The sequence below is a fragment of the Streptomyces sp. TN58 genome (assembly GCF_001941845.1).
In the GTDB taxonomy this organism is placed as follows: domain Bacteria; phylum Actinomycetota; class Actinomycetes; order Streptomycetales; family Streptomycetaceae; genus Streptomyces.
The window spans coordinates 2,429,278-2,450,904 of record NZ_CP018870.1; the positions used below are offsets into that span (position 1 = coordinate 2,429,278).

Below are 21,627 nucleotides of genomic sequence, written 5' to 3' on the forward strand. Positions count from 1 at the left end.
GGGGCCGAATCACCGCATTCGCCTGGCATAGTCCGCTCCCGGCGCGGCGGACGGACGGCCTCCGCGGGAACGCGAGGAGCCCGGCCGGGGTGTCCCCGGGCCGGGCTCGAAGCGGTGTGCGCCGTGCGGTCAGCGACCGTTGAACGCGTCCTTCAGGCGGCTGAACAGGCCCTGCTGGCCGGGGGCGAACTGGCCCATGGGCCGTTCCTCGCCGCGCAGCTTGGCCAGCTGGCGCAGCAGCTCCTCCTGCTGGGCGTCCAGCTTGGTCGGGGTGGTGACCTCGACGTGGACGATCAGGTCCCCGCGCCCGCCGCCGCGCAGGTGCGTGACGCCGCGCCCGTGCAACGGGATCGCCTGGCCGGAGCCGGTGCCGGGCCGGATGTCGATCTCCTCCAGGCCGTCGAGCGTCTCCAGCGGGCACTTGGTGCCCAGTGCGGCGGCCGTCATGGGGATGGTGACCGTGCAGTGCAGGTCGTCCCCGCGCCGCTGGAAGGTCGGGTGCGCCAGCTCGTGGATCTCCACGTACAGGTCGCCGGCGGGGCCGCCGCCGGGGCCGACCTCGCCCTCGCCCGCGAGCTGGATCCGGGTGCCGTTCTCGACACCGGCCGGGATCTTGACCGTGAGGCTGCGGCGGGAGCGGACCCGGCCGTCGCCCGCGCACTCGTGGCACGGGGTCGGGACGACGGTACCGAAGCCCTGGCACTGGGGGCAGGGGCGCGAGGTCATGACCTGGCCCAGGAAGGACCGGGTGACCTGCGAGACCTCACCGCGGCCGCGGCACATGTCACATGTCTGCGCCGAGGTGCCGGGGGCGGCGCCCTCACCGGAGCAGGTGGTGCACACGACGGCCGTGTCGACCTGGATGTCCTTGGTCGTCCCGAAGGCCGCCTCGTCCAGCTCCAGGTCGAGGCGGATCATGGCGTCCTGGCCTCGGCGGGTCCGCGAGCGCGGGCCGCGCTGCGAGGCCTGGCCGAAGAAGGCGTCCATGATGTCGGAGAAGTTGCCGAAGCCGCCCGCTCCGAAGCCTCCGGCCCCACCGCCGCCGCCCGAGGAGGACAGCGGGTCGCCGCCGAGGTCGTAGACCTGCTTCTTCTGCGGGTCCGAGAGCACCTCGTAGGCCGCGTTGATCTCCTTGAAGCGCTCCTGCGTCTTCGGGTCCGGATTGACGTCCGGGTGGAGTTCACGCGCGAGGCGCCGGAAGGCCTTCTTGATCTCGTCCTGAGATGCGTCGCGGCGTACGCCGAGAACGGCGTAGTAGTCCGTGGCCACTTACGACTCCGCCAGGATCTGTCCGACGTAACGTGCCACTGCGCGTACCGCTCCCATCGTTCCGGGGTAGTCCATGCGGGTCGGTCCGACCACGCCGAGTTTGGCGACCGTTTCGCCGCCCGAACCGTAACCGACCGAGACGACCGACGTGGAGTTGAGCCCCTCGTAGGCGTTCTCGTGCCCGATCCTTACGGCCATCCCCGACTCGTTGGCCTCGCCGAGCAGCTTGAGGAGCACGACCTGCTCCTCCAGCGCCTCCAGCACCGGCCTGATCGTCAGGGGGAAATCGTGTCCGAAGCGGGTGAGATTGGCGGTACCGCCGATCATCAGCCGCTCCTCCGCCTCCTCGACCAGCGTTTCGAGAAGGGTCGACAGCACGGTGGAGACCGTGCCGCGGTCGTCGGCCTCGAAGGACTCCGGGAGGTCCTGGACGAGCGGCGGCACGTCGGTGAAGCGCCGGCCGACGACCCTGCTGTTGAGGCGGGCCCGCAGGTCGGCGAGAGAGGCCTCGCCGAAGGGGCTCGGGCAGTCGACGAGCCGCTGCTCGACGCGTCCGGTGTCCGTGATCAGTACGAGCATCAGGCGCGCGGGGGCGAGCGAGAGCAGCTCCACGTGCCGGACGGTCGACCGGGTCAGGCTCGGGTACTGCACGACCGCGACCTGCCGGGTGAGCTGCGCGAGCAGCCGCACCGTGCGGCCGACGACGTCGTCGAGGTCGACGGCTCCGTCGAGGAAGTTCTGGATGGCCCGGCGCTCGGGTGTCGACAGCGGCTTGACGCCCGCCAGCTTGTCGACGAAGAGGCGGTAGCCCTTGTCGGTGGGGATCCGGCCGGCGCTGGTGTGGGGCTGGGCGATGTAGCCCTCCTCCTCCAGGACCGCCATGTCGTTGCGCACGGTGGCGGGCGAGACGCCGAGCCGGTGCCGCTCGGTGAGCGCCTTGGAGCCGACCGGCTCCTCCGTCCCGACGTAGTCCTGGACGATGGCGCGCAGCACTTCGAGTCTGCGTTCGCTGAGCATCGCGCACACCTCCAGCGTGATCTGTTGCCGTGTTGCCGTGTTCTGCCGTGTCCGGCGTTCGTTGGCACTCTGTCCGTTCGAGTGCCAGGAAGCCCCCGCTCAGTGTACGGCCGGGTAGTAAGACCCTGGCAAGGGAGGCCCGCCAGGGTAGCGTCGCGGCATGGACGTGCGATGGGAAGAGGCGGGCTGGGAACGGCTCACCGGGCGGGCCGGCCGGCGGCGTCTGCCGGTGTGGGACTGCACGGTGGGGCTGGTGGTGGGGGACGAGTCGGTCCTCCTGGTCGACCCCGGGTCGTGCGTGCGCGAGGGTGCGGAGGTGCGGGCCGAGGCCGAGCGGCTGACGGGTCGGAGCGTGACCCATATCGCATTCACGCACGGTCATTTCGATCACGTGCTGGGCGCGGCCGCCTTCCCCGGGGCCGAGGTGTACGGGGCGGTCGGGCTGGCCGAGCTCCTCGTCGCGGACCGCGACGAGCTGCGCGGGGACGCGGTGCGGCACGGGCTCGCGGCGGACGAGGCGGCCGAGGCGGTGGACCTGATGGTGGTGCCGGGCCACGCGGTGTCGGGCGAGTGGACGCTGGACCTCGGCGGGCTGCAGGTGCTGCTGGCCAACGTGGGGCCCGGCCACACCGGGCACGACCTGGCCGTCTTCGTCCCGGGCGAACGCGAGACGGTGTTCTGCGGGGACCTGGTCGAGGAGTCGGGCGAGCCGCAGGCGGGCCCGGACGCGATGCCGCGGCAGTGGCCCGCCGCCCTGGACCGGCTGCTGTCGCTGGGCGGCGAGGACGCGCTGTACGTGCCCGGTCACGGAGCGGTGGTCACCGCGGAGTTCGTGCGTGCGCAACGCGCCACGCTGGAGGCCCGTTCCGGCGTGTCGTAGGCGGGACGCGCGCGGCTTGCCTAGTGTCGGCCGGATGCGCGAGTACTCCCCCGACCTGACCCCGCAGTGGAAGCGACCCAAGGCCGTGCCGGAGGTCGCCGTGGAACCGGACCTGGTGGTCGAGGTGGCGGGTACGGACTTCTGCGGCGCGGTGGTGGCCTGCGAGGCGGGCACGGTGACCCTGGAGGACCGCTTCGGCAGGCGCCGGGTGTTCCCGATGGAGCCGCGCGGCTTCCTGCTGGACGGCGAGGTGGTCACCCTGGTCCGCCCGCCCCGCGGCCCGGCGGTGCCCACCCGTACGGCGTCCGGCTCCATCGCGGTCCCCGGCGCCCGCGCTCGGGTGGCCCGGGCCGGCCGGATCTACGTCGAGGGCCGCCACGACGCCGAACTGGTGGAGCGGGTGTGGGGCGACGACCTGCGCATCGAGGGCGTGGTCGTGGAGTACCTGGAGGGCGTCGACGACCTCCCGGCCGTGGTGGCGGAGTTCGGCCCGGCCCCGGACGCCCGGCTGGGCGTGCTGGTGGACCATCTGGTGACGGGCTCGAAGGAGTCCCGTATCGCGGCGGCGGTGACCTCGCCGGACGTGCTGGTGGTGGGCCACCCGTACGTGGACGTCTGGCAGGCGGTGAAGCCGTCCGCGCTGGGCATCGCCGCCTGGCCGGTGGTCCCGCGCGGCCAGGACTGGAAGACGGGCGTCTGCCGGGCCCTGGGCTGGCCGGAGAACACCGGCGCCGCCTGGCAGCGCATCCTGTCCCGGGTGACGTCCTACAAGGACCTGGAGCCGACCCTGCTGGGCCGCGTGGAGGAACTGATCGACTTCGTCACGGCCCCGGACTGATCTACGGCAGGGTGCCGAACTGCCCGGTGTCGAGCGTCACGCCGAGGGCATCGAGCGGGACCGGTTCTGCGAACTTGCTGGTCCGCGCCGTGCGGTAGTCGGCCTGGTCCCCGCCGCCGAACGGCTCGGTGAGCAGCGTGCACTTCGCTTCGAAGGGGTCGACGATCAGGTAGGCGGGAACACCGCCCGCGGCATAGATGGAGCGCTTCGTCACGTAGTCGCGCACCTTGCTCGTCTTCGAGACGACCTCGACGAGGAGCGAGACGGCCTGCACCGGCAGGAGCCGACCGCTGCCCTCCGGAAGCGCTTCCGGAGCGACCACGACGAGATCGGGCTGGGGCTCGGAGGACTCCCCCGGAATAGCCACGTCCTGGGTCTGGAGCGGGTACCAGCGGTCGGGGGGGATCTGACGCGCGATGAACAGCACGATCAGGTTGTGGACCACGTCGGGCCCGGCCATCATCACGATTTCCCCCCGGAGGAGCTCGACCTTGACGCCCTCGGGAGCCGCGAGGCTCTCGAAGAACTCGGTCATGCGCTGATCGTCCACAGCGGTCATCTCCGGCCCTCCGTTTCTGCCGCCGTGAGGTACGACGACAGGCTAGGAACAGGGTAGGCAGCGCCGACCCGGATCCGCGCGGGTTCACCCGGGAAGGTGATCAGTCGACCAGGTCCCGGACCACCGCGTCGGCCAGCAGTCGCCCGCGCAGCGTCAGCACGGCCCGCCCGGCCTCGTAGGGGCCCGGCTCCAGGAGCCCGTCCGCGAGGGCCTTGCGGGAGGCCGCGAGGCCCGCCGAGGCGAGCAGGGACAGCGGGACGCCGTCCACGAGGCGCAGCTCCAGCAGGATCCGCTCCACGCGGCGGTCCTCGTCCGACAGCAGCTCGCGCCCCGCGCCCGGGGAGCGGCCCTCGGCGAGCGCGGCGGCGTAGGCGCCGGGGTGCTTGACGTTCCACCAGCGCACCCCGCCCACGTGCGAGTGCGCGCCCGGCCCGGCGCCCCACCAGTCGGCGCCGCGCCAGTACAGCTCGTTGTGCAGGCAGCGCCCGGCCTGCGAGGTGGCCCAGTTCGACACCTCGTACCAGGAGTACCCGGCCTGGGCCATGACCTCGTCGGCGATCAGATAGCGGTCGGCGTGGACGTCGTCGTCGGTCATGGGGACCTCGCCGCGGCGGATCCGGCGGGCCAGCTGCGTGCCCTCCTCGACGATCAGCGCGTAGGCGCTGACGTGGTCCGGGCCGGCTGCCAGGGCGGCGGCGAGGGAGTCCCGCCAGTCCTGGTCGCTCTCGCCGGGGGTGCCGTAGATCAGGTCGAGGTTGACGTGCTCGAAGCCCGCCGCGCGCGCCTCGGCCACGCACGCCTCGGGGCGCCCGGGGGTGTGGGTGCGGTCCAGGACCTTCAGGACGTGCTGCTTGGCGCTCTGCATGCCGAAGGAGATCCGGTTGAAGCCCCCGGCGCGCAGCTCGGCCAGGTACGCCGGGTCCACGGACTCCGGGTTGGCCTCCGTGGTGATCTCGGCGTCGTCGGCCAGGCCGAACTCGTCGCGGATCGCCGCGAGCATCCGTACGAGGTCGGCGGCGGGCAGCAGCGTCGGCGTGCCGCCGCCGACGAAGACGGTACGGACGGCCCGCGGGTCGTCGCCGAGGACCTTCCGGGCGAGGCGGACCTCGTCGATCAGGGTGTCGGCGTAGTTCTCGCGGGAGGCGAGCACGCCCCCGGTGCCCCGCAGCTCGGTGGCCGTGTAGGTGTTGAAGTCGCAGTACCCGCAGCGCGTGGCGCAGTACGGGACGTGCAGGTAGAAGCCGAGCGGCCGCTCCCCGGCGCCCGCCAGGGCGTGCGACGGCAGCGAGCCGTCCTCGGGCATGGGTTCACCGTCGGGGAGTGCGGAAGGCATGCCCCCATCATCCCGCACCCGCCGCCGGGCTCCGCCCCGCTCCTGCGGGGCGGAGGGTCCGGGGCGGTGGGCCGGCAGGGGGGTGCGGGGCGGGTCGCCGCCCCGCCCCGCCGGGCCGGCGCAAGGCGTCAGGCCTCGCGGGACCCCTCGTACATCTCCTCGATCAGGTGCTTGAACTCACGCTCGACCACCGGCCGCTTCAGCTTCAGGCTGGGCGTGAGGTCGCCGTGCTCGACGTCCAGGTCGCGCGGCAGGATCCGGAACTTCTTGACCGTCTGCCACCGCTGCAGGCCCTCGTTGAGGGTCTGGACGTAGGTCTCGATGAGCCGGTCGGTCTCCGGCGCCGCCAGGACCTCCTGGTACGTCCGTCCCTCCAGCCCGTTCTCGGCGGCCCAGGTCAGGATCGACGGCTCGTCGAGCGCGATCAGGGCGGTGCAGAAGTTCCGGTCGGCGCCGTGGACGACGATGGTCGACACGTACGGGCAGATCGCCTTGAACTGGCCCTCGATCTCCGCCGGGGCGACGTACTTGCCGCCCGAGGTCTTGATCAGGTCCTTCTTGCGGTCGGTGATGCGCAGGTAGCCGTCGGCCGACAGCTCTCCGATGTCGCCCGTGTGCAGCCAGCCGTCGGACTCCAGGACCTCGGCGGTCTTGTCCGGCTGGCCGTGGTAGCCCTGCATGATGCCGGGGCCGCGCAGCAGGACCTCGCCGTCGTCGGCGATGCGGACCTCGGTGCCGGGAAGCGGCTTGCCGACCGTGCCGGTGCGGTAGGCCTCGCCCGGGTTGACGAAGGAAGCGGCGCTGGACTCGGTGAGGCCGTAGCCCTCCAGGATGTGGACGCCCGCGCCGGAGAAGAAGAAGCCGATCTCGGGGGCGAGGGCGGAGGCGCCGGACACGGCCGCGCGCAGCCTGCCGCCGAAGGCGTCGCGGAGCTTGGAGTAGACGAGCGCGTCGGCGACCTTGTGCTTGGTGGTGAGCGCGAAGGGGGCGGTCGCGCGGCCGGTGCGGCGGAAGTTGTCCTGCGTGACCTTGGCGTACTCGCGGGCGACGCCGGCGGACCACTGGAAGATCTTGTACTTGGCGCCGCCGGCGGCCCGGGCCTTGGCGGCCACGCCGTTGTAGACCTTTTCGAAGATGCGCGGGACGGCCGCCATGTAGGTCGGCTGGACCACCGGCAGGTTCTCGATGATCTTGTCGATCCGGCCGTCGACGGCGGTGACGTGCCCGGCCTCGATCTGTCCGGAGGTCAGCACCTTGCCGAAGACGTGAGCGAGCGGCAGCCACAGGTACTGGACGTCGTCCTTGCCGATCAGCCCGGTGGCGACCATGGCCTTGGCCATGTACGACCAGTTGTCGTGCGGCAGCCGGACGCCCTTGGGGCGGCCCGTGGTACCGGAGGTGTAGATGAGGGTGGCGAGCTGCTCGGGGGTGATGGACGCGATGCGCTCGTCGACGGCCTCCGGGTGCTTGGCCAGGTGCTCCTTGCCCAGCGCCTCCAGGTCGGCCAGCGAGAGCACCCAGCCCTCGGGGTCGCCGTCGGCGGCGACCGCGTCGGCGGCCTCCAGGACCACGACGTGGCGCAGCTTGGGCAGGTCGGCGCGGCGCTCGCGGGCCTTGGCCAGCTGGGCGGCGTCCTCGGCGATGAGGACCCGGCTCTCGGAGTCGGCGAGGATGAACGCCGACTCGTCCGCGTTGGTGCTGGGGTAGATCGTGGTGACCGCGCCGCCGGCGCACATCACGCCGAGGTCGGACAGGATCCACTCGACCCGGGTGTTGGAGGCGAGCGCGACGCGGTCTTCCGTTTCGAGGCCGAGGGAGATCATTCCGGCCGCGATGGCGTAGACCCGTTCGGCCGCCTGGCTCCAGCTCAGGGACTTCCAGTCGTCCGCGGCGCCCTGGCCGCCGGCCGCGGGCACCGGGTAGCGGTAGGCCTCGTCGTTCGGCGTCGCGGCGACGCGCTCACGGAAGAGCACCGCCACGGTGGGCGGGCGGTTCTCAAGATAGGTCTGTGTGTCGCTCACGACATCCTCCGGACCAAACCACGCGGCGTGCGTGGGCGTGGGGCGCTGGGGGCGCTTGGGACTGGCGGGTTTGCAGCCGTTGACTTCTTTAAACTGGCGAGTAACCGTCGAGCAGTGATCAGACTAGAGCGCGTCCGGCGCCCGCGTAAGAGTTGGCGAGCGGCCGCTTCATAACGAAACAGGCCCCCTCGCCGTAGCGCGGGGGCCTGTGTACGCCGGGTGACGTAAGGGGCGGCTACTTCTTCTTGCCGCCGGACTCGTCACTGGAGAGGACGGCGATGAAGGCCTCCTGCGGGACCTCCACGGAGCCGACCATCTTCATGCGCTTCTTGCCTTCCTTCTGCTTCTCCAGCAGCTTCCGCTTACGGGAGATGTCACCGCCGTAGCACTTGGCGAGGACGTCCTTGCGGATGGCGCGGATGGTCTCGCGGGCGATGACGCGGGAGCCGATGGCGGCCTGGACCGGCACCTCGAAGGCCTGCCGCGGGATGAGCTCGCGCAGCTTGGCGACGAGGCGCACGCCGTAGGCGTAGGCGGCGTCCTTGTGGCAGACGGCGGAGAAGGCGTCGACCTTGTCGCCGTGCAGCAGGATGTCGACCTTGACCAGGCTGGAGGCCTGCTCGCCGGTGGGCTCGTAGTCGAGGGAGGCGTAGCCCCGCGTCTTGGACTTCAGCTGGTCGAAGAAGTCGAAGACGATCTCGGCGAGCGGGAGGGTGTAGCGGATCTCGACGCGGTCCTCGGAGAGGTAGTCCATGCCGAGGAGCGTGCCGCGGCGCTGCTGGCACAGTTCCATGATCGCGCCGATGAACTCGGTCGGGGCGAGCACGGTGGCCCGGACGACCGGCTCGAAGACGTCCTTGATCTTGCCTTCGGGGAACTCGCTCGGGTTGGTGACGGTGACCTCCTTGCCGTCCTCCAGGACGACCCGGTAGACCACGTTCGGCGCGGTGGCGATCAGGTCGAGGCCGAACTCGCGCTCCAGGCGCTCGCGGACCACGTCCAGGTGGAGCAGGCCGAGGAAGCCGACGCGGAAGCCGAAGCCGAGCGCCGCGGAGGTCTCGGGCTCGTAGACCAGTGCGGCGTCGTTGAGCTGGAGCTTGTCCAGGGCCTCGCGCAGGTCCGGGTAGTCGGAGCCGTCGAGCGGGTAGAGGCCCGAGAAGACCATCGGCTTCGGGTCCTTGTAGCCGCCGAGGGCCTCGGTCGCGCCGTTGTTCAGGCTGGTGATGGTGTCACCGACCTTGGACTGGCGGACGTCCTTCACGCCGGTGATGATGTAGCCCACCTCGCCGACGCCGATGCCGTCGGCCGGGGTCATCTCCGGGGAGGAGACGCCGATCTCCAGCAGCTCGTGGGTGGCGCCGGTGGACATCATCCTGATGCGCTCGCGCTTGTTGAGCTGGCCGTCGACCACACGGACGTAGGTGACGACGCCGCGGTACGAGTCGTAGACCGAGTCGAAGATCATCGCGCGGGCGGGGGCGTCCTTGACGCCGACCGGGGCCGGGACGGTGGCGACGACCTTGTCCAGCAGGGCGTCCACGCCCATGCCGGTCTTGGCCGAGACGCGCAGCACGTCGTCGGGGTCGCAGCCGACCAGGTTCGCGAGCTCCTCGGCGAACTTCTCCGGCTGGGCGGCCGGCAGGTCGATCTTGTTGAGGACGGGGACGATCGCGAGGTCGTTCTCCATCGCCAGGTACAGGTTGGCGAGGGTCTGCGCCTCGATGCCCTGGGCGGCGTCCACCAGCAGGATCGTGCCCTCGCACGCGGCGAGGGAGCGCGAGACCTCGTAGGTGAAGTCGACGTGCCCGGGGGTGTCGATCATGTTGAGGATGTGGGTGCTGCCCTGGCCCTCGCCCGTGGTGGGCGCCCAGGGCAGTCGCACGGCCTGGGACTTGATCGTGATGCCGCGCTCACGCTCGATGTCCATGCGGTCGAGGTACTGGGCGCGCATCTGCCGCTGGTCGACCACACCGGTGAGCTGGAGCATCCGGTCGGCAAGGGTCGACTTGCCGTGGTCGATGTGCGCGATGATGCAGAAGTTGCGGATCAGCGCCGGGTCGGTACGGCTCGGCTCGGGCACGTGGCTGGGGATCGCGGGCACGCAGTGTCCTGATTCTCGGGTCGCAGTCGGAAGCGTTTCGGAGCGTCGGTCGCAGCGGACGGTCCGGCTCCGGTCGCTCTCGGCGGCGCGATGTCGGTCCATACGCAGGCTCCCATGGTCCCATGGACGGGGCAGTGCGCTCGGTTTGGGCCGCCGGGAGCGCGCCTGGTAGCCTGGGCAGCTGTGTCTCGTGTGCCCTCTCAGCCCCCGGGACACAATCCGAAGATCAACCTCTGAACCTGAAAAGGCTCTTTCGTGGCGAACATCAAGTCCCAGATCAAGCGGAACAAGACCAACGAGAAGGCTCGCCTTCGCAACAAGTCGGTCAAGTCCGAGCTGCGCACCTTCATCCGCAAGGCCAACGAGGCGATCCTCGCCGGCGACGCGGAGAAGGCCACCGCTGCGGCCCGCCTGGCTTCCAAGAAGCTGGACAAGGCCGTCTCGAAGGGTGTCATCCACAAGAACGCCGCCGCCAACAAGAAGTCGGCGCTGGCCTCCAAGGTTGCCGCCATCTGAGTTCCGCACTCGATGTGATCGCCGGAAGGGACCCAGCGGGCCCTCTCTCCCGCTCCTGACCGGCACCCCGCTCCGCACACGAAGCGTTCGCCACGCGGGTGCGGCGCACAAAGCAGTGACCGAAGGCCCCGGCCGTCCCCCTTCCCCAGGGTGGCGGCCGGGGCCTTCGCGCTGCCCGGATCGGCGGCGCCGGACGCGGGCCGCGGCGCGGTCGGATCCGGTCGCTCAGCGGCGCTGGGGGCGGGCCGCGCGGGCCACCGCGACGACCGCCTTCTCCAGGGCGTACTCGGGGTCGTCGCCCCCGCCCTTGACCCCCGCGTCGGCGGCGGCCACGGCGCGCAGCGCGTCCGCGACGCCGTCCGCCGACCAGCCGCGCATCTGCTGGCGGACCCGGTCGATCTTCCACGGCGGCATGCCGAGGTCGCGTGCGAGGTCTCCGGGCCGGGCTCCGCGCGGGGCCGAGGCGAGCTTGCCGATCGCCCGGACCGCCTGCGCCAGCGCGCTGGTGATCAGCACGGGGGCCACGCCGGTGGCCAGGGACCAGCGCAGCGCCTCAAGGGCCTCCGCGGCGCGGCCTTCGACCGCCCGGTCGGCGACGGTGAAGCTGGATGCCTCGGCCCGGCCCGTGTAGTAGCGGCCGACGACGGCCTCGTCGATGGTCCCCTCGACGTCCGCGCACAGCTGGGCCGCGGCGCTCGCCAGTTCCCTCAGGTCGCTGCCGATGGCGTCGACCAGGGTCTGGCAGGCCTCGGGGGTCGCCGAACGGCCCAGCGTGCGGAACTCCCCCCGTACGAACGCGAGACGGTCCGCCGCCTTCGTCATCTTCGGGCAGGCGACCTCCCGGGCGCCGGCCTTGCGTGCCGCGTCCAGCAGGGCCTTGCCCTTGACGCCGCCCGCGTGGAGGAGGACCAGCGCGATCTCCTCGTAGGGCGCGGCGAGGTAGGCCCTGACCTCCTTGACCGTGTCGGCGGACAGGTCCTGCGCGTTGCGCACGACCAGCACCTTGCGCTCGGAGAAGAGGGAGGGGCTCACCAGCTCGGCGAGCGTGCCGGGCTGGAGCTGGTCCGAGGTGAGGTCGCGGACGTCGGTGTCGGCGTCGGCGGCTCGGGCGGCCGCCACCACCTCCCGCACGGCGCGGTCGAGCAGCAGCTCCTCCTGCCCCACCGCGAGGGTGATCAGGGCAAGCGGATCGTCGGTGGAGTTCTTCCTGGTGGCCATCGGCTCCAGCATCCCACGCCGCACTGACAGCCCCCGCGCCCCGGCCTCCCGCACCGCGTGTTCGACAATGGCCCGGTGAACGTGCGACATGTACTCGTCCTGCCCGACCGCGACGCCGCCGAGGAGGTGGCGCAGGAGGCGGTCGACCGCTTCGGCCTTCCGGAGGAACCGCAGTTGGTCCGCGACGCCCTGGCCGGCGAGGACGACGCCGAGGACGCCCAGTGGCTGGTGGTCGTCGAGGACCCGCGGGAACGGCTCGACGCCACCGCTCTGGACGACCTCGCCGCCGAGTACGAGGGCTGGCTGGAGGCCCCGTGAGGAGGCCCGCGGCCTCGGTCAGGCCTTGTGCACGATCTGGACGTCCAGTGCCACGTCCACGCTCGAACCGATCGCCGCGATCCCGTGGGCCAGCATCGACTGCCAGGTGAGGGTGAAGTCCTCGCGGTGCAGTTCGGCGGTGGCCCGGCAGGCCGCCCGCACCTCGCCCTCCATGCCCGTGCCGAGACCCAGGTACTGGGTGTCCAGGGTCACGGACCGGCTCACCCCGTGGAGCGTGAGGGCGCCGGCGACGGCCCAGCGGCTGCCGGTCCGGTGGATGAACCGCTCGCTGTAGAACTCCACCGTGGGGTGGCGGACCGCGTCCAGGAAGTCCCCCGACCGCAGGTGGTCGTCGCGCATCCGGAACCCGGTGTCGATGCTCGCCGCGTCGATGATCACGTGCATGGAGGATTCCTCCATGCGGTCGGCTATCCGCACCGCCCCGGCGAACGTGTTGAACCGTCCGTTGATCCGGGCGAGGCCGATGTGCCGGGCCGTGAAACCGATGGACGAGTGTGTCGGATCGATCTCCCAGTGGCCGGGCTGCGGCAGGATCGGCGGCTCCACAGCGTCGAGGATGATCTCCCCCGTACCGGGCTGGGCCGGGTCTCCCACGAGCGTGACCCCGTGGAAGGGCGTGTACCCCTCGGCGGTGACGGAGAGCCGGTACTCCCCCTCCGGCACGGCGGCCGTGAAGCCGCCGAACGGATCGGTCTCGCCGCTGACGATCCTGCGGCCGATCGGATCCGTCACCTCGAACGCGGCCTGCCGGATGGGCCGGTGGACCGTGTCGAGGACGCGGCAGCTGAGCAGACGCGCCGTCGGCGGCAGCGTCAGTGTCGCGGATGTGTGCGGGCTGGAACTTCCGGCCGACTCCATCCCCCGTCGGCGACCGAACATGACGTGTGCACCCCCGTGCTGTGTGGACTTGGACCGTTCTGGCGACGACGCATTCGATCATGCTGTCGGGTTGGGGGCAAACAGAGCGGTCCCGCCCGGTATGCCCGCGTCGCATACGTCGTCTCCTGGCTGGAAACGCACGCAGCCGAACGCCGGTTCCACTGACGGCGATCGAACCGTCGGTGTCGGTGCGCAGCACCGTCGCCCCCACGGCCCGCAGGCGGCTGAGCGTGCGCGGGGCGGGGTGCCCGTAGCGGTTGCCCGCCCCGACGGGCACGATCGCCAGCCGGGGCCGGACCCGCTCGTGCAGCCCGGGATCCTGGTGTGCGGAGCCGTGGTGGGCGACCTTGAGGACGTCCACCGGGCCCAGCTGCGGATGCTCCCTGAGGAGGGCTTGCTGCGCCTCGGGTTCGAGGTCGCCGAGCAGCAGCAGGGTGAGGCCCGCGCCGCGCACCAGCAGGACGACGCTCGCGTCGTTGGGCCCCTCGAAGGGCGACCCGGCCGGCGGCGGCCACAGCACCTGCCATTCGAACGGGCCGGCCCGCCGCCGCTCCCCCTGTACGGCCGCTACGACCGGCACCCCGGCGGCCGCCGCGGTGCGGCGGACGAACTCGGCCTGCCCGGGCGGCTCTTCCAGCACGGTTGCCTGGATCACCCCCACGGACCGGCCCCGCAGGACACCTGCGAGGCCTCCTACATGGTCGGCGTGAAAGTGCGTCAGCAGGAGCATCGGCACGCGGCTCACCCCCAGCTCGCGCAGGCAGGCGTCCACCGGCCCGGGTTCCGCGCCGGCGTCCACCACCACGGCCTCTCCCGGGCCGACGGCGAGGACCGCCGCGTCCCCCTGCCCCACGGCGCACTGGACGTAGCTCCAGTCGGGCGGGGGCCAGCCGGTGAGCGTACGGGTGAGCTGCGGTGGCCGCAGCACCGCGAGGAGCAGCAGCACCGCCAGCGCGGAGCACAGCCACGGCCTCCTCCCCCACCGGGCGCCGGCCAGGACGACCGCCAGGGTGGCGGCTGCCAGCAGCAGGCCGCCGGTGAGCCCGCCGGGCCAGGGCAGCTCCGCACCGGGGAATCCCGCCCCGGTCCGCGCGACGGCGGCGATCCACCCCGCCGGCACCCCTGCGCACCGGGCGAGCACCTCCGCGGCGGGCATCCACAGCGGGGCCGCCGCCAGCGCGGCGAAGCCGAGGACGGTCGCCGGTCCGGCGGCCAGCTCGGCCAGCAGGTTGCACGGAATCGCGACCAGGCTCACCCGGGCGGCGAGCACGGCGACCACGGGCGCGCACACCGCCTGGGCGGCAGCGGCGGCACCGACCGCCTCGGCGAGCCGGGGCCCCATCCCGCGCCGCCGCAGGGCCGCGCTCCAGCGGGGTGCCAGGGTCAGCAGCGCCCCCGTGGCCAGGACCGAGAGCAGGAAGCCGTAACTGCGGGCCAGCCAGGGGTCGTAGAGCACCAGCAGGAGCACGGCGGCCCCCAGGGCGGGGATCAGGGACCTGCGCCGGCCGGTGGCGATGGCGAGCAGGGTGACCGTGCCGCAGGCCGCGGCCCGCAGCACGCTCGGCTCCGGCCGGCACACCACCACGAACGCCAGCACGAGGGCCGTGCCGCCCAGGGCGGTCGTCCGCAGGGAGAGTCCGAGCCGGGGCGCCAGCCCGCGCCGCTCGGCCCGCTGCGCGCGGCCCGGGGGGCCGATGAGCAGGAACAGCACCACGGTCAGGTTCGACCCGGAGACGGCCAGCAGATGGAGCAGATCGGTGGCCCGGAAGGCCTCGTGCAGGTCGGCCGGGATTCTGGACGTGTCCCCGACGACCAGCCCCGGCAGCAGGGCCCGCGCATCCGGTGCGAGCCCTTCGGTGGCGTCACGCAGCCCCGCCCGCAGCCGCCCCGCCAGCCGCTGGGAGGTGTCCGGGCCGCCGGTCACCCCGGGCGGCGTGTCACCGGCCGGCCGGAGCAGTGCCACGGCCCGCTCCCCGCCCCGCGCCGGGGCCAGTCGGGCGACCACCACCACCCGGGTGGAGGGCAGGAGCCGGGCCCATTCCGGGTGCCCGGCGAGCACCCGTACCGGGGTCCCGACCCGGATGCTCACCCCGTCGGGCCCGGTCACCCGGGTCACCACCGCGTCCAGCACCACCATCGGCGGCCCGGTCCCGCTCCGCACGGCCCTGGGATCGGAGTCGACGGTCAGCTCGGTGAGCACCCGGGCGTGCCGACTCGCCAGAGCGGCGACGGGCCCGGCCCGCGCCTCGGCCAGCTGGAGCCCCGCGACGCCCGCTCCGGCGGCCGCGGACAGCAGGACCGCCGCCACGGCCGGGGCGACCCGCCACAGCGCGCCTGGGCGCCTTCCGTGGAGCAGCATCAGCAGTCCCGCGACGGCCACCGCCAGACCGACGCCGAGGACGGTCCGCCCGGCGGGTGCGCCGAGCGCGACTGCGGCCGCCGCCCAGGCGGCCCCGGCGGGGACGGCCAGACGCAGATCCGTGGGGCCCGCCGTCTCGGGGCGGTTCACGGCCGCACCAGCGGGCGCAGCTCGGCGAACCGGCGCTCGCCGATCCCGTTGACCTGGCGGAGCTCCTCGACGGAGCGGAAGCCGCCACGGGCGGTGCGGAAGTCGACGATGTGCCGGGCCAGGACCGGCCCCACCCCCGGCAGGCCGTCCAGTTGCTCGACGGTGGCGGATCCCAGGCTGAGCGGCCCGGCGGGCGGGCCGCCCGGCACGGCGCCTCCGGGCTGCGGCCGGTCCGTCGCGTCCACGCCCACCAGGACCTGTTCACCGTCCACCAGCACCCGGGCGCGGTTCAGTCCGGTGGTGTCCGTGCCCGGCCGGACTCCCCCGGCCGCGGCCAGTGCGTCCTCGACGCGGGAACCGGCCGGGAGCCGCCGGACCCCCGGCTCCCGGACCTTCCCGCCGATGTCGACGACGATCGGCGCCGGTCCCGCGCCGCCGCCCGCCCCGGCCGGCGGCCCGGCCGAAGCGGTGGCCCCCGCCGGCACCACCGCGGGGGCGGCCGGAGCGGGGGCGGTCAGCGCGGGGGCGGTCACCTCCCGCGGCCGGGCCGACCAGTACTGCTGCCCGGCGAAGCCGACGGCGGCGACCAGTACCACCCCGACGGCGGCCACCGTGCGCGGCTCCACCGCGCAGCGGGCCTGCAGCCACACCGGCAGCCGTTCCCGTGCCGCCAGCCTCCGCGCGGCCCCGGCGGGCAGCTCGGGCCCCTCCCCGGGCGGTACCGCGGTCTCCCGCGTGGCCGGCGGCGACGCCTGCGGCGGGCCGGCTCCGCCGAACAGGGCCTCGGCCCTCAGCCGCACCGCGTCCGTGTCCGGATCCCGATCCGGATACGGACGCGGGCTCGGGCCGGGATCGGGATCGGGGTGGTCGGGAGCGGGATGCCGGGGATGTGCCGGCGTGGAAGTCAGGCCGCGGCTGCGCATGCCGCGCCCTCGGCGGTAGCGAAGACGGCTGTCGGAGAGACGGGAACGGCCCGGGCCGCTGGTGGCGCCCGACGGATACGGCGTACGCGCTCGAAGAGTCATGTCCCGACCGTAGGGGCAGATCCCGACAGCCGTTCGGAGGCTTCAATTCCGGTGGATGACCGCCCCGTTGTGGATAACCCCGCCACTCGTTCCGGTGATCAGCGGGGCGAGACGACCGCCGCCAGCAGCCCCGGCCCGGTGTGCGCGCCGATGACCGCTCCGACTTCGCTGACGTGCAGCTCGACCAGTCCGGGAATGCGTTCACGGAGCCGCTGGGCGAGCTTCTCGGCCCGCTCCGGCGCCGCCAGGTGATGCACCGCCACGTCCACACCGGCGGAACCGGCGCGCTCGACGGCCAACTCCTCCAGACGGGCGATGGCCTTGGACGCCGTACGCACCTTCTCCAGCATCTCGATCCGCCCGCCGTCCAGGGTCAGCAGCGGCTTCACCGCGAGGGCCGAGCCCAGCAGGGCCTGGGCGGCCCCGATCCGGCCGCCGCGGCGCAGGTAGTCGAGGGTGTCGACGTAGAAGTACGCGGCCATGTCCGCCGCCCGCTTCTCGGCGGCCGCCACGGCCTCGTCCACGGTGCCGCCCGCTTCGGCGGCCTCGGCCGCCGCGAGGGCGCAGAATCCGAGGGCCATCGCGACCATGCCGGTGTCCACGACGCGTACGGGCACGGGCGCGGTCCTGGCTGCCACCACGGCGGCGTCGTAGGTTCCGGAGAACTCGGCGGACAGGTGCAGGCTGACGACGCCGGCCGCCCCGGCGTCCGCTGCCGCCCGGTAGGCCCGTACGAACTCCTCCGGGCTGGGGCGGGAGGTGGTGACCGAGCGGCGCTTCTGAAGGGCGAGGGTCAGACTGCGCGCCGAGATCTCGGTGCCCTCCTCCAACGCCTCTCCGCCGACCACCACGGTGAGCGGGACGGCGGTGATCGCGTGCCGCGCCATGACCGGTCGGGGCAGGTAGGCCGTGGAATCGGTGACGATGGCGACATGGCGGGACATGAGGCGGAGGTTACCGCTCGTAGGGGCGGGACGGCAGCCGGGCCCCCGGCCGGGGTCGGCTGGGCGCGGCGCGCGAGCCGTCCGGTGGCCGGGTGGCCGGGTGGCCGGGCCGAGCCTACGGGCGGCACGGCGGGGTGTGGGCTCGGGGGCCCTGCGGGGGTGTCCCCCACCCCGCCCCTTCCCGAAACCCGGGGCTCCGCCCCGAGAGCGGGGCTTCGCCCCTCGCACGCCCTTCGGCCGTACCGTCGGCCTCGGGCCTCCGTTACGTGACGGCGCCGGGGTCCGGCTCGCTCAGCCCGCGCTTTCCGGGCGGGGAGCCTTCTGCCAGGGGTACTGCACCGTCGGTGCGGGCGGGTTCAGGGCCGCCGGCCGGGGCTTGGGCGCGGGTTCAGGGCTCGGCGCGGACTGGGCGGACTGTGCTGACTGCGCCTGCGCGGCCTGCGCGGCGTCCCATTCGGCCGCTGCCGCCGCGAGGTCGTCCACCGGTTCGCGGGACCAGTCGCGCAGCGCGCCCGATTCCATCTGGATCTGGTCCGACAGCAGCGACAGGTCGTCCTCCGCGAAGCGCCGGGCCCGGTCGCGGGCGGCCCACCGCAGCGAGTCCGCCGACTGGATGATCCTGGACGCGCGCTCCCGCAGGTCCGGCAGGAGCTCGGCGGTGCGCTGCCTGTCGGGCTCCTGCTCCAGGCGCTTCAGCTCTCCGTCGAGCTCGTGCCCGTGCGCGCTCAGCCGCTCGAACAGCCCGAGGGACTCCCGCAGCGAGGCATCCGCCCGCGCCCCCTCGGCCAACGCCAGCTGGGTGGCGCGCATCGATGTCCGCAGGTCCAGCCGCAGCTGCGCGAGCGCCCCCGCCACCCCGACCTGACCGAAGCTCTTGGCCCGCAGCGCGGTGTCCTCCACCGTGCGCCGGGCCTGCACGACCGTCCGCTCCACGCCCCGCTTGGCCGCGCCCACCGCCTTGACCGTGAGGTACGCGCCGAGGCCGACGATCGTCAGCAACATCAGCGCGAAGATGATCAACGCCACCTCCATGACGGCCCCTTTCCCCAGGCGTCAGCTCTTCCCCTCCACCGTAAACGCCACGGGCAGGCCAGGGGTTCCAATCGAACCCCCAACCTGCCCGTACGGGATCTCCCCCATGCGGGGGTGGCGCCTTCCGGCGGCTCAGATCACGATGTTGACCAGCTTCGGCGCGCGCACGATCACCTTGCGGATCTCCGCGCCGCCCAGCGCGGCGACGACAGCGGCGTCGTTCACGGCCAGCTGCTCCAGCTCGGCGTCCGTGATCGCCGGCGACACCTCCAGGCGCGCCTTGACCTTGCCCTTGACCTGCACCACACAGGTGACGCTCTCGTCCACGACGTACGCCGGGTCCGCCACGGGGAAGTCCTGGTGGACCACGGACTCGCTGTGGCCCAGCCGGTGCCACAGCTCCTCCGCGATGTGCGGGGCCAGCGGGGCGACCAGCAGGACCAGCCGCTCGGCCACGGAGCGCTCCAGCGGGCGGCCCGCCTTGGTCAGGGTGTTGTTCAGCTCGGTGATCTTGGCGATGGCGGTGTTGAACCGCAGCCCCGCCATGTCCGCTCCGGCCCCGTCGATCGCCTTGTGCAGGGCGCGCAGCGTGTCCTCGCCCGGCTCGGCGTCGACGACCGTCACAGCGCCGGTCTCCTCGTCCACGATGTTGCGCCACAGGCGCTGCAGCAGCCGGTACTGGCCGACCACGGCGCGCGTGTCCCACGGACGGGAGACGTCCAGCGGACCCATCGCCATCTCGTACAGGCGCAGCGTGTCGGCGCCGTACTCCTCGCAGATCTCGTCGGGCGTGACGGCGTTCTTCAGGGACTTGCCCATCTTGCCGTGCTCGCGCTTGACCTGCTTGCCCTCGTGGAAGTAGGCGCCGTCGCGCTCCTCGACCTCGGCCGCCGGGACGTACACACCGCGCTCGTCGGTGTAGGCGTAGGCCTGGATCATGCCCTGGTTGAACAGCTTGTGGAACGGCTCCGCCGACGACACGTGGCCCAGGTCGAACAGCACCTTGGACCAGAAGCGGGCGTACAGCAGGTGCAGGACCGCGTGCTCGGCGCCGCCCACGTACAGGTCGACACCGCCGTGCGGGGCGCCCTCGCGGGGGCCCATCCAGTACTGCTCGATCTCCGGGTCGACCAGCGCGGAGGCGTTGTTCGGGTCCAGGTAGCGCAGCTCGTACCAGCAGGAGCCGGCCCAGTTGGGCATGGTGTTGGTCTCGCGCCGGTAGGACTTCACGCCGTCGCCCAGGTCCAGCTCGACGTTGACCCAGTCGGCCTTGCGCGACAGCGGGGTCTCGGGCTGCGAGTCGGCGTCGTCCGGCTCGAAGGTGCGCGGCGAGTAGTCCTCGACCTCCGGCAGCTCCAGCGGCAGCATCGACTCGGGCAGGGAGTGCGCGACGCCGTCCTCGTCGTAGACGATCGGGAAGGGCTCGCCCCAGTACCTCTGGCGGCTGAACAGCCAGTCGCGCAGGCGGAAGTTGACGGTGCCCTCGCCGATGCCTCGCTCGGCCAGCCATTCGGTGATCGCGGCCTTCGCCTCGGCGACGCCCAGGCCGTCCAGCGAGACGCCCTCGCCCGCCGAGTTGATCAGCTTCGCGTCGTAGGAGACGAAGGCGTCGTCCCACTCGGCCGGGTCGGTGCCGCGGCCGTCGGTGGGCTCGACGACGCAGCGGATCGGCAGCTCGAAGGCGCGCGCGAACTCGAAGTCCCGGCTGTCGTGGGCCGGAACGGCCATGATCGCGCCGGTGCCGTAGCCCATCAGGACGTAGTCGGCGATGAAGACCGGGACCTTGTCGCCGCTGACCGGGTTGGTCGCGTACTCGCCGGTGAAGACGCCGGTCTTGTCCTTGGCCTCGGCCTGGCGCTCGACGTCCGACTTCGAGGCGGCCTGCTTGCGGTAGGCGGTGACGGCCTCGGCCGGGGTGGCGTGCCCGCCCGTCCACACGTCGTGGGTGCCCTCGGGCCAGGCGGCCGGGATGAACTTCTCGACCAGCGGGTGCTCGGGCGCCAGCACCATGTAGGTGGCGCCGAACAGGGTGTCGGGGCGGGTGGTGAAGACGGTGATGGCCTCGTCGCCCAGCGCGAAGTCGACGCGCGCGCCCTCGCTGCGGCCGATCCAGTTGCGCTGCTGCAGCTTGATGGCCTCGGGCCAGTCCAGGGCGTCCAGGTCGTCCAGCAGCCGGTCGGCGTAGGCGGTGATCCGCATGTTCCACTGGCTCAGCTTGGACTTGAAGACCGGGAAGTTGCCGCGCTCGGAGCGGCCGTCGGCGGTGACCTCCTCGTTGGCCAGTACGGTGCCCAGCCCGGGGCACCAGTTGACGGGCGCGTCGGAGGAGTAGGCCAGCCGGAAGCCGTTCAGCACGTCGGCCCGCTCGGCCGCGGTCAGGTCGGCCCAGGCGCGGCCGCCGGGCACCTCACGGGAGCCGTCCTCGAAGGCGGCGACCAGCTCGGCGATGGGCCGGGCCTTCCTCGCGTCCGCGTCGTACCAGGAGTTGTAGATCTGCAGGAAGATCCACTGGGTCCACTTGTAGTAGTCCGGGTCGATCGTGGCGAACGAGCGGCGCTTGTCGTGGCCCAGGCCCAGCCGGCGCAGCTGGACCTTCATGTTCTCGATGTTCGCCTCGGTCGACACGCGCGGGTGCGTGCCGGTCTGCACGGCGTACTGCTCGGCCGGCAGGCCGAAGGCGTCGAACCCCAGGGTGTGCAGGACGTTGTGGCCGGTCATCCGCTGGTGGCGGGCGTAGACGTCGGTGGCGATGTAGCCGAGCGGGTGGCCGACGTGCAGGCCCGCACCGGACGGGTACGGGAACATGTCCATGATGAACTTCTTGGGCCGCGCGACGACCGCCGGGTCCCCGGCCAGGTCACCGGTCGGGTTGGGGGCCTCGTAGGTGCCCTGCGCGTCCCATACGTCCTGCCAGCGTGCCTCGATGTCGGCGGCCATGGCAGCCGTGTAGCGGTGCGCCTCGGCCGCCTCGGGGGCCGGGGTGTTCGTCTCGCTCATGATTTCTGAAGCTCCATCGATCGTCTCTGCCGTCTCTGCCTGCCCAAACGAAAAAACCCCTCGCACAGGAGGGGGCGCCGCGCCGAGGCCGACCGTTTCCGAAGGTCGGTACTGATCAGCGCGGCTCGGTAAGCAGGAGGCGTACGGCAC

At 72.6% G+C, this 21,627-nt stretch carries 16 protein-coding genes and 1 pseudogene; 4 read left to right on the forward strand and 13 right to left on the reverse strand.

Annotated elements, in window-relative coordinates; translation table 11 throughout:
• Positions 1-129: 129 nt before the first annotated feature.
• Positions 130-1,269, reverse strand: coding sequence for a molecular chaperone DnaJ (gene dnaJ, locus BSL84_RS11120; RefSeq protein WP_030027782.1), 1,140 nt, complete (start codon positions 1,267-1,269; stop codon positions 130-132).
• Positions 1,270-2,286 (reverse strand): heat-inducible transcriptional repressor HrcA, encoded by a 1,017-nt coding sequence (gene hrcA / locus BSL84_RS11125; RefSeq protein WP_030027783.1) that lies wholly within the window; start codon positions 2,284-2,286, stop codon positions 1,270-1,272.
• A 160-nt stretch (positions 2,287-2,446) separates the two neighbouring features.
• On the opposite strand from hrcA, the gene BSL84_RS11130 reads away from it, so the two are divergent.
• On the forward strand, positions 2,447-3,166 hold the full coding sequence (locus tag BSL84_RS11130) for an MBL fold metallo-hydrolase (protein ID WP_030027784.1): 720 nt from the start codon (positions 2,447-2,449) through the stop codon (positions 3,164-3,166).
• Positions 3,167-3,200: 34 nt separating this feature from the next.
• Positions 3,201-4,004 (forward strand): DUF3097 domain-containing protein, encoded by an 804-nt coding sequence (locus tag BSL84_RS11135; RefSeq protein WP_030027786.1) that lies wholly within the window; start codon positions 3,201-3,203, stop codon positions 4,002-4,004.
• Between the two features lies 1 nt (position 4,005).
• Here the strand turns inward: BSL84_RS11135 and BSL84_RS11140 are convergent, their stop codons facing one another.
• From BSL84_RS11140 to lepA, 4 genes are all read right to left on the reverse strand, one after another.
• Positions 4,006-4,563: a Uma2 family endonuclease gene (locus BSL84_RS11140; protein WP_030027789.1), complete on the reverse strand. Its 558-nt coding sequence runs from the start codon at positions 4,561-4,563 to the stop codon at positions 4,006-4,008.
• A gap of 100 nt (positions 4,564-4,663) precedes the next feature.
• Positions 4,664-5,896 (reverse strand): radical SAM family heme chaperone HemW, encoded by a 1,233-nt coding sequence (hemW, locus tag BSL84_RS11145; protein ID WP_075970261.1) that lies wholly within the window; start codon positions 5,894-5,896, stop codon positions 4,664-4,666.
• A 128-nt stretch (positions 5,897-6,024) separates the two neighbouring features.
• Positions 6,025-7,917: an AMP-dependent synthetase/ligase gene (locus tag BSL84_RS11150; RefSeq protein ID WP_045320775.1), complete on the reverse strand. Its 1,893-nt coding sequence runs from the start codon at positions 7,915-7,917 to the stop codon at positions 6,025-6,027.
• Between the two features lie 235 nt (positions 7,918-8,152).
• Complete coding sequence (gene lepA / locus BSL84_RS11155) at positions 8,153-10,018, reverse strand: translation elongation factor 4 (protein ID WP_030030524.1); 1,866 nt, start codon at positions 10,016-10,018, stop codon at positions 8,153-8,155.
• 255 nt (positions 10,019-10,273) lie between these two features.
• On the opposite strand from lepA, the gene rpsT reads away from it, so the two are divergent.
• Entirely contained in the window at positions 10,274-10,534 is a 261-nt protein-coding gene (gene rpsT, locus BSL84_RS11160; protein ID WP_030030523.1) for a 30S ribosomal protein S20, read from the forward strand.
• Between the two features lie 225 nt (positions 10,535-10,759).
• Here the strand turns inward: rpsT and holA are convergent, their stop codons facing one another.
• On the reverse strand, positions 10,760-11,752 hold the full coding sequence (gene holA, locus BSL84_RS11165) for a DNA polymerase III subunit delta (RefSeq protein WP_199838717.1): 993 nt from the start codon (positions 11,750-11,752) through the stop codon (positions 10,760-10,762).
• A gap of 75 nt (positions 11,753-11,827) precedes the next feature.
• Here holA and BSL84_RS11170 point away from each other — a divergent pair, with 75 nt between their 5' ends.
• A complete protein-coding gene (locus BSL84_RS11170; RefSeq protein ID WP_030031475.1) occupies positions 11,828-12,070 on the forward strand; it encodes a hypothetical protein in 243 nt (80 codons plus the stop codon).
• 18 nt (positions 12,071-12,088) lie between these two features.
• On the opposite strand, the gene BSL84_RS11175 is transcribed toward BSL84_RS11170, so the two are convergent.
• From BSL84_RS11175 to leuS, 6 genes and pseudogenes are all read right to left on the reverse strand, one after another.
• Complete coding sequence (locus tag BSL84_RS11175; protein WP_075970263.1) at positions 12,089-12,970, reverse strand: YceI family protein; 882 nt, start codon at positions 12,968-12,970, stop codon at positions 12,089-12,091.
• Positions 12,971-13,106: 136 nt separating this feature from the next.
• Positions 13,107-15,329: pseudogene (locus BSL84_RS34705) on the reverse strand (ComEC/Rec2 family competence protein); the annotation flags it as partial.
• A 146-nt stretch (positions 15,330-15,475) separates the two neighbouring features.
• Positions 15,476-16,279 (reverse strand): helix-hairpin-helix domain-containing protein, encoded by an 804-nt coding sequence (locus BSL84_RS11190; RefSeq protein WP_324609993.1) that lies wholly within the window; start codon positions 16,277-16,279, stop codon positions 15,476-15,478.
• A gap of 323 nt (positions 16,280-16,602) precedes the next feature.
• Positions 16,603-17,448, reverse strand: coding sequence for a DegV family protein (locus tag BSL84_RS11195; RefSeq protein ID WP_075970265.1), 846 nt, complete (start codon positions 17,446-17,448; stop codon positions 16,603-16,605).
• Positions 17,449-17,739: 291 nt separating this feature from the next.
• Positions 17,740-18,480 carry a hypothetical protein gene (locus tag BSL84_RS11200; protein WP_075970266.1) on the reverse strand — a complete coding sequence of 247 codons (741 nt, stop codon included), beginning with the start codon at positions 18,478-18,480 and terminating at the stop codon, positions 17,740-17,742.
• Between the two features lie 132 nt (positions 18,481-18,612).
• The gene (gene leuS / locus BSL84_RS11205; RefSeq protein ID WP_045320780.1) at positions 18,613-21,477 is read right to left on the reverse strand and encodes a leucine--tRNA ligase; all 2,865 of its coding nucleotides are present in this window, start codon (positions 21,475-21,477) and stop codon (positions 18,613-18,615) included.
• Positions 21,478-21,627: the final 150 nt, after the last annotated feature.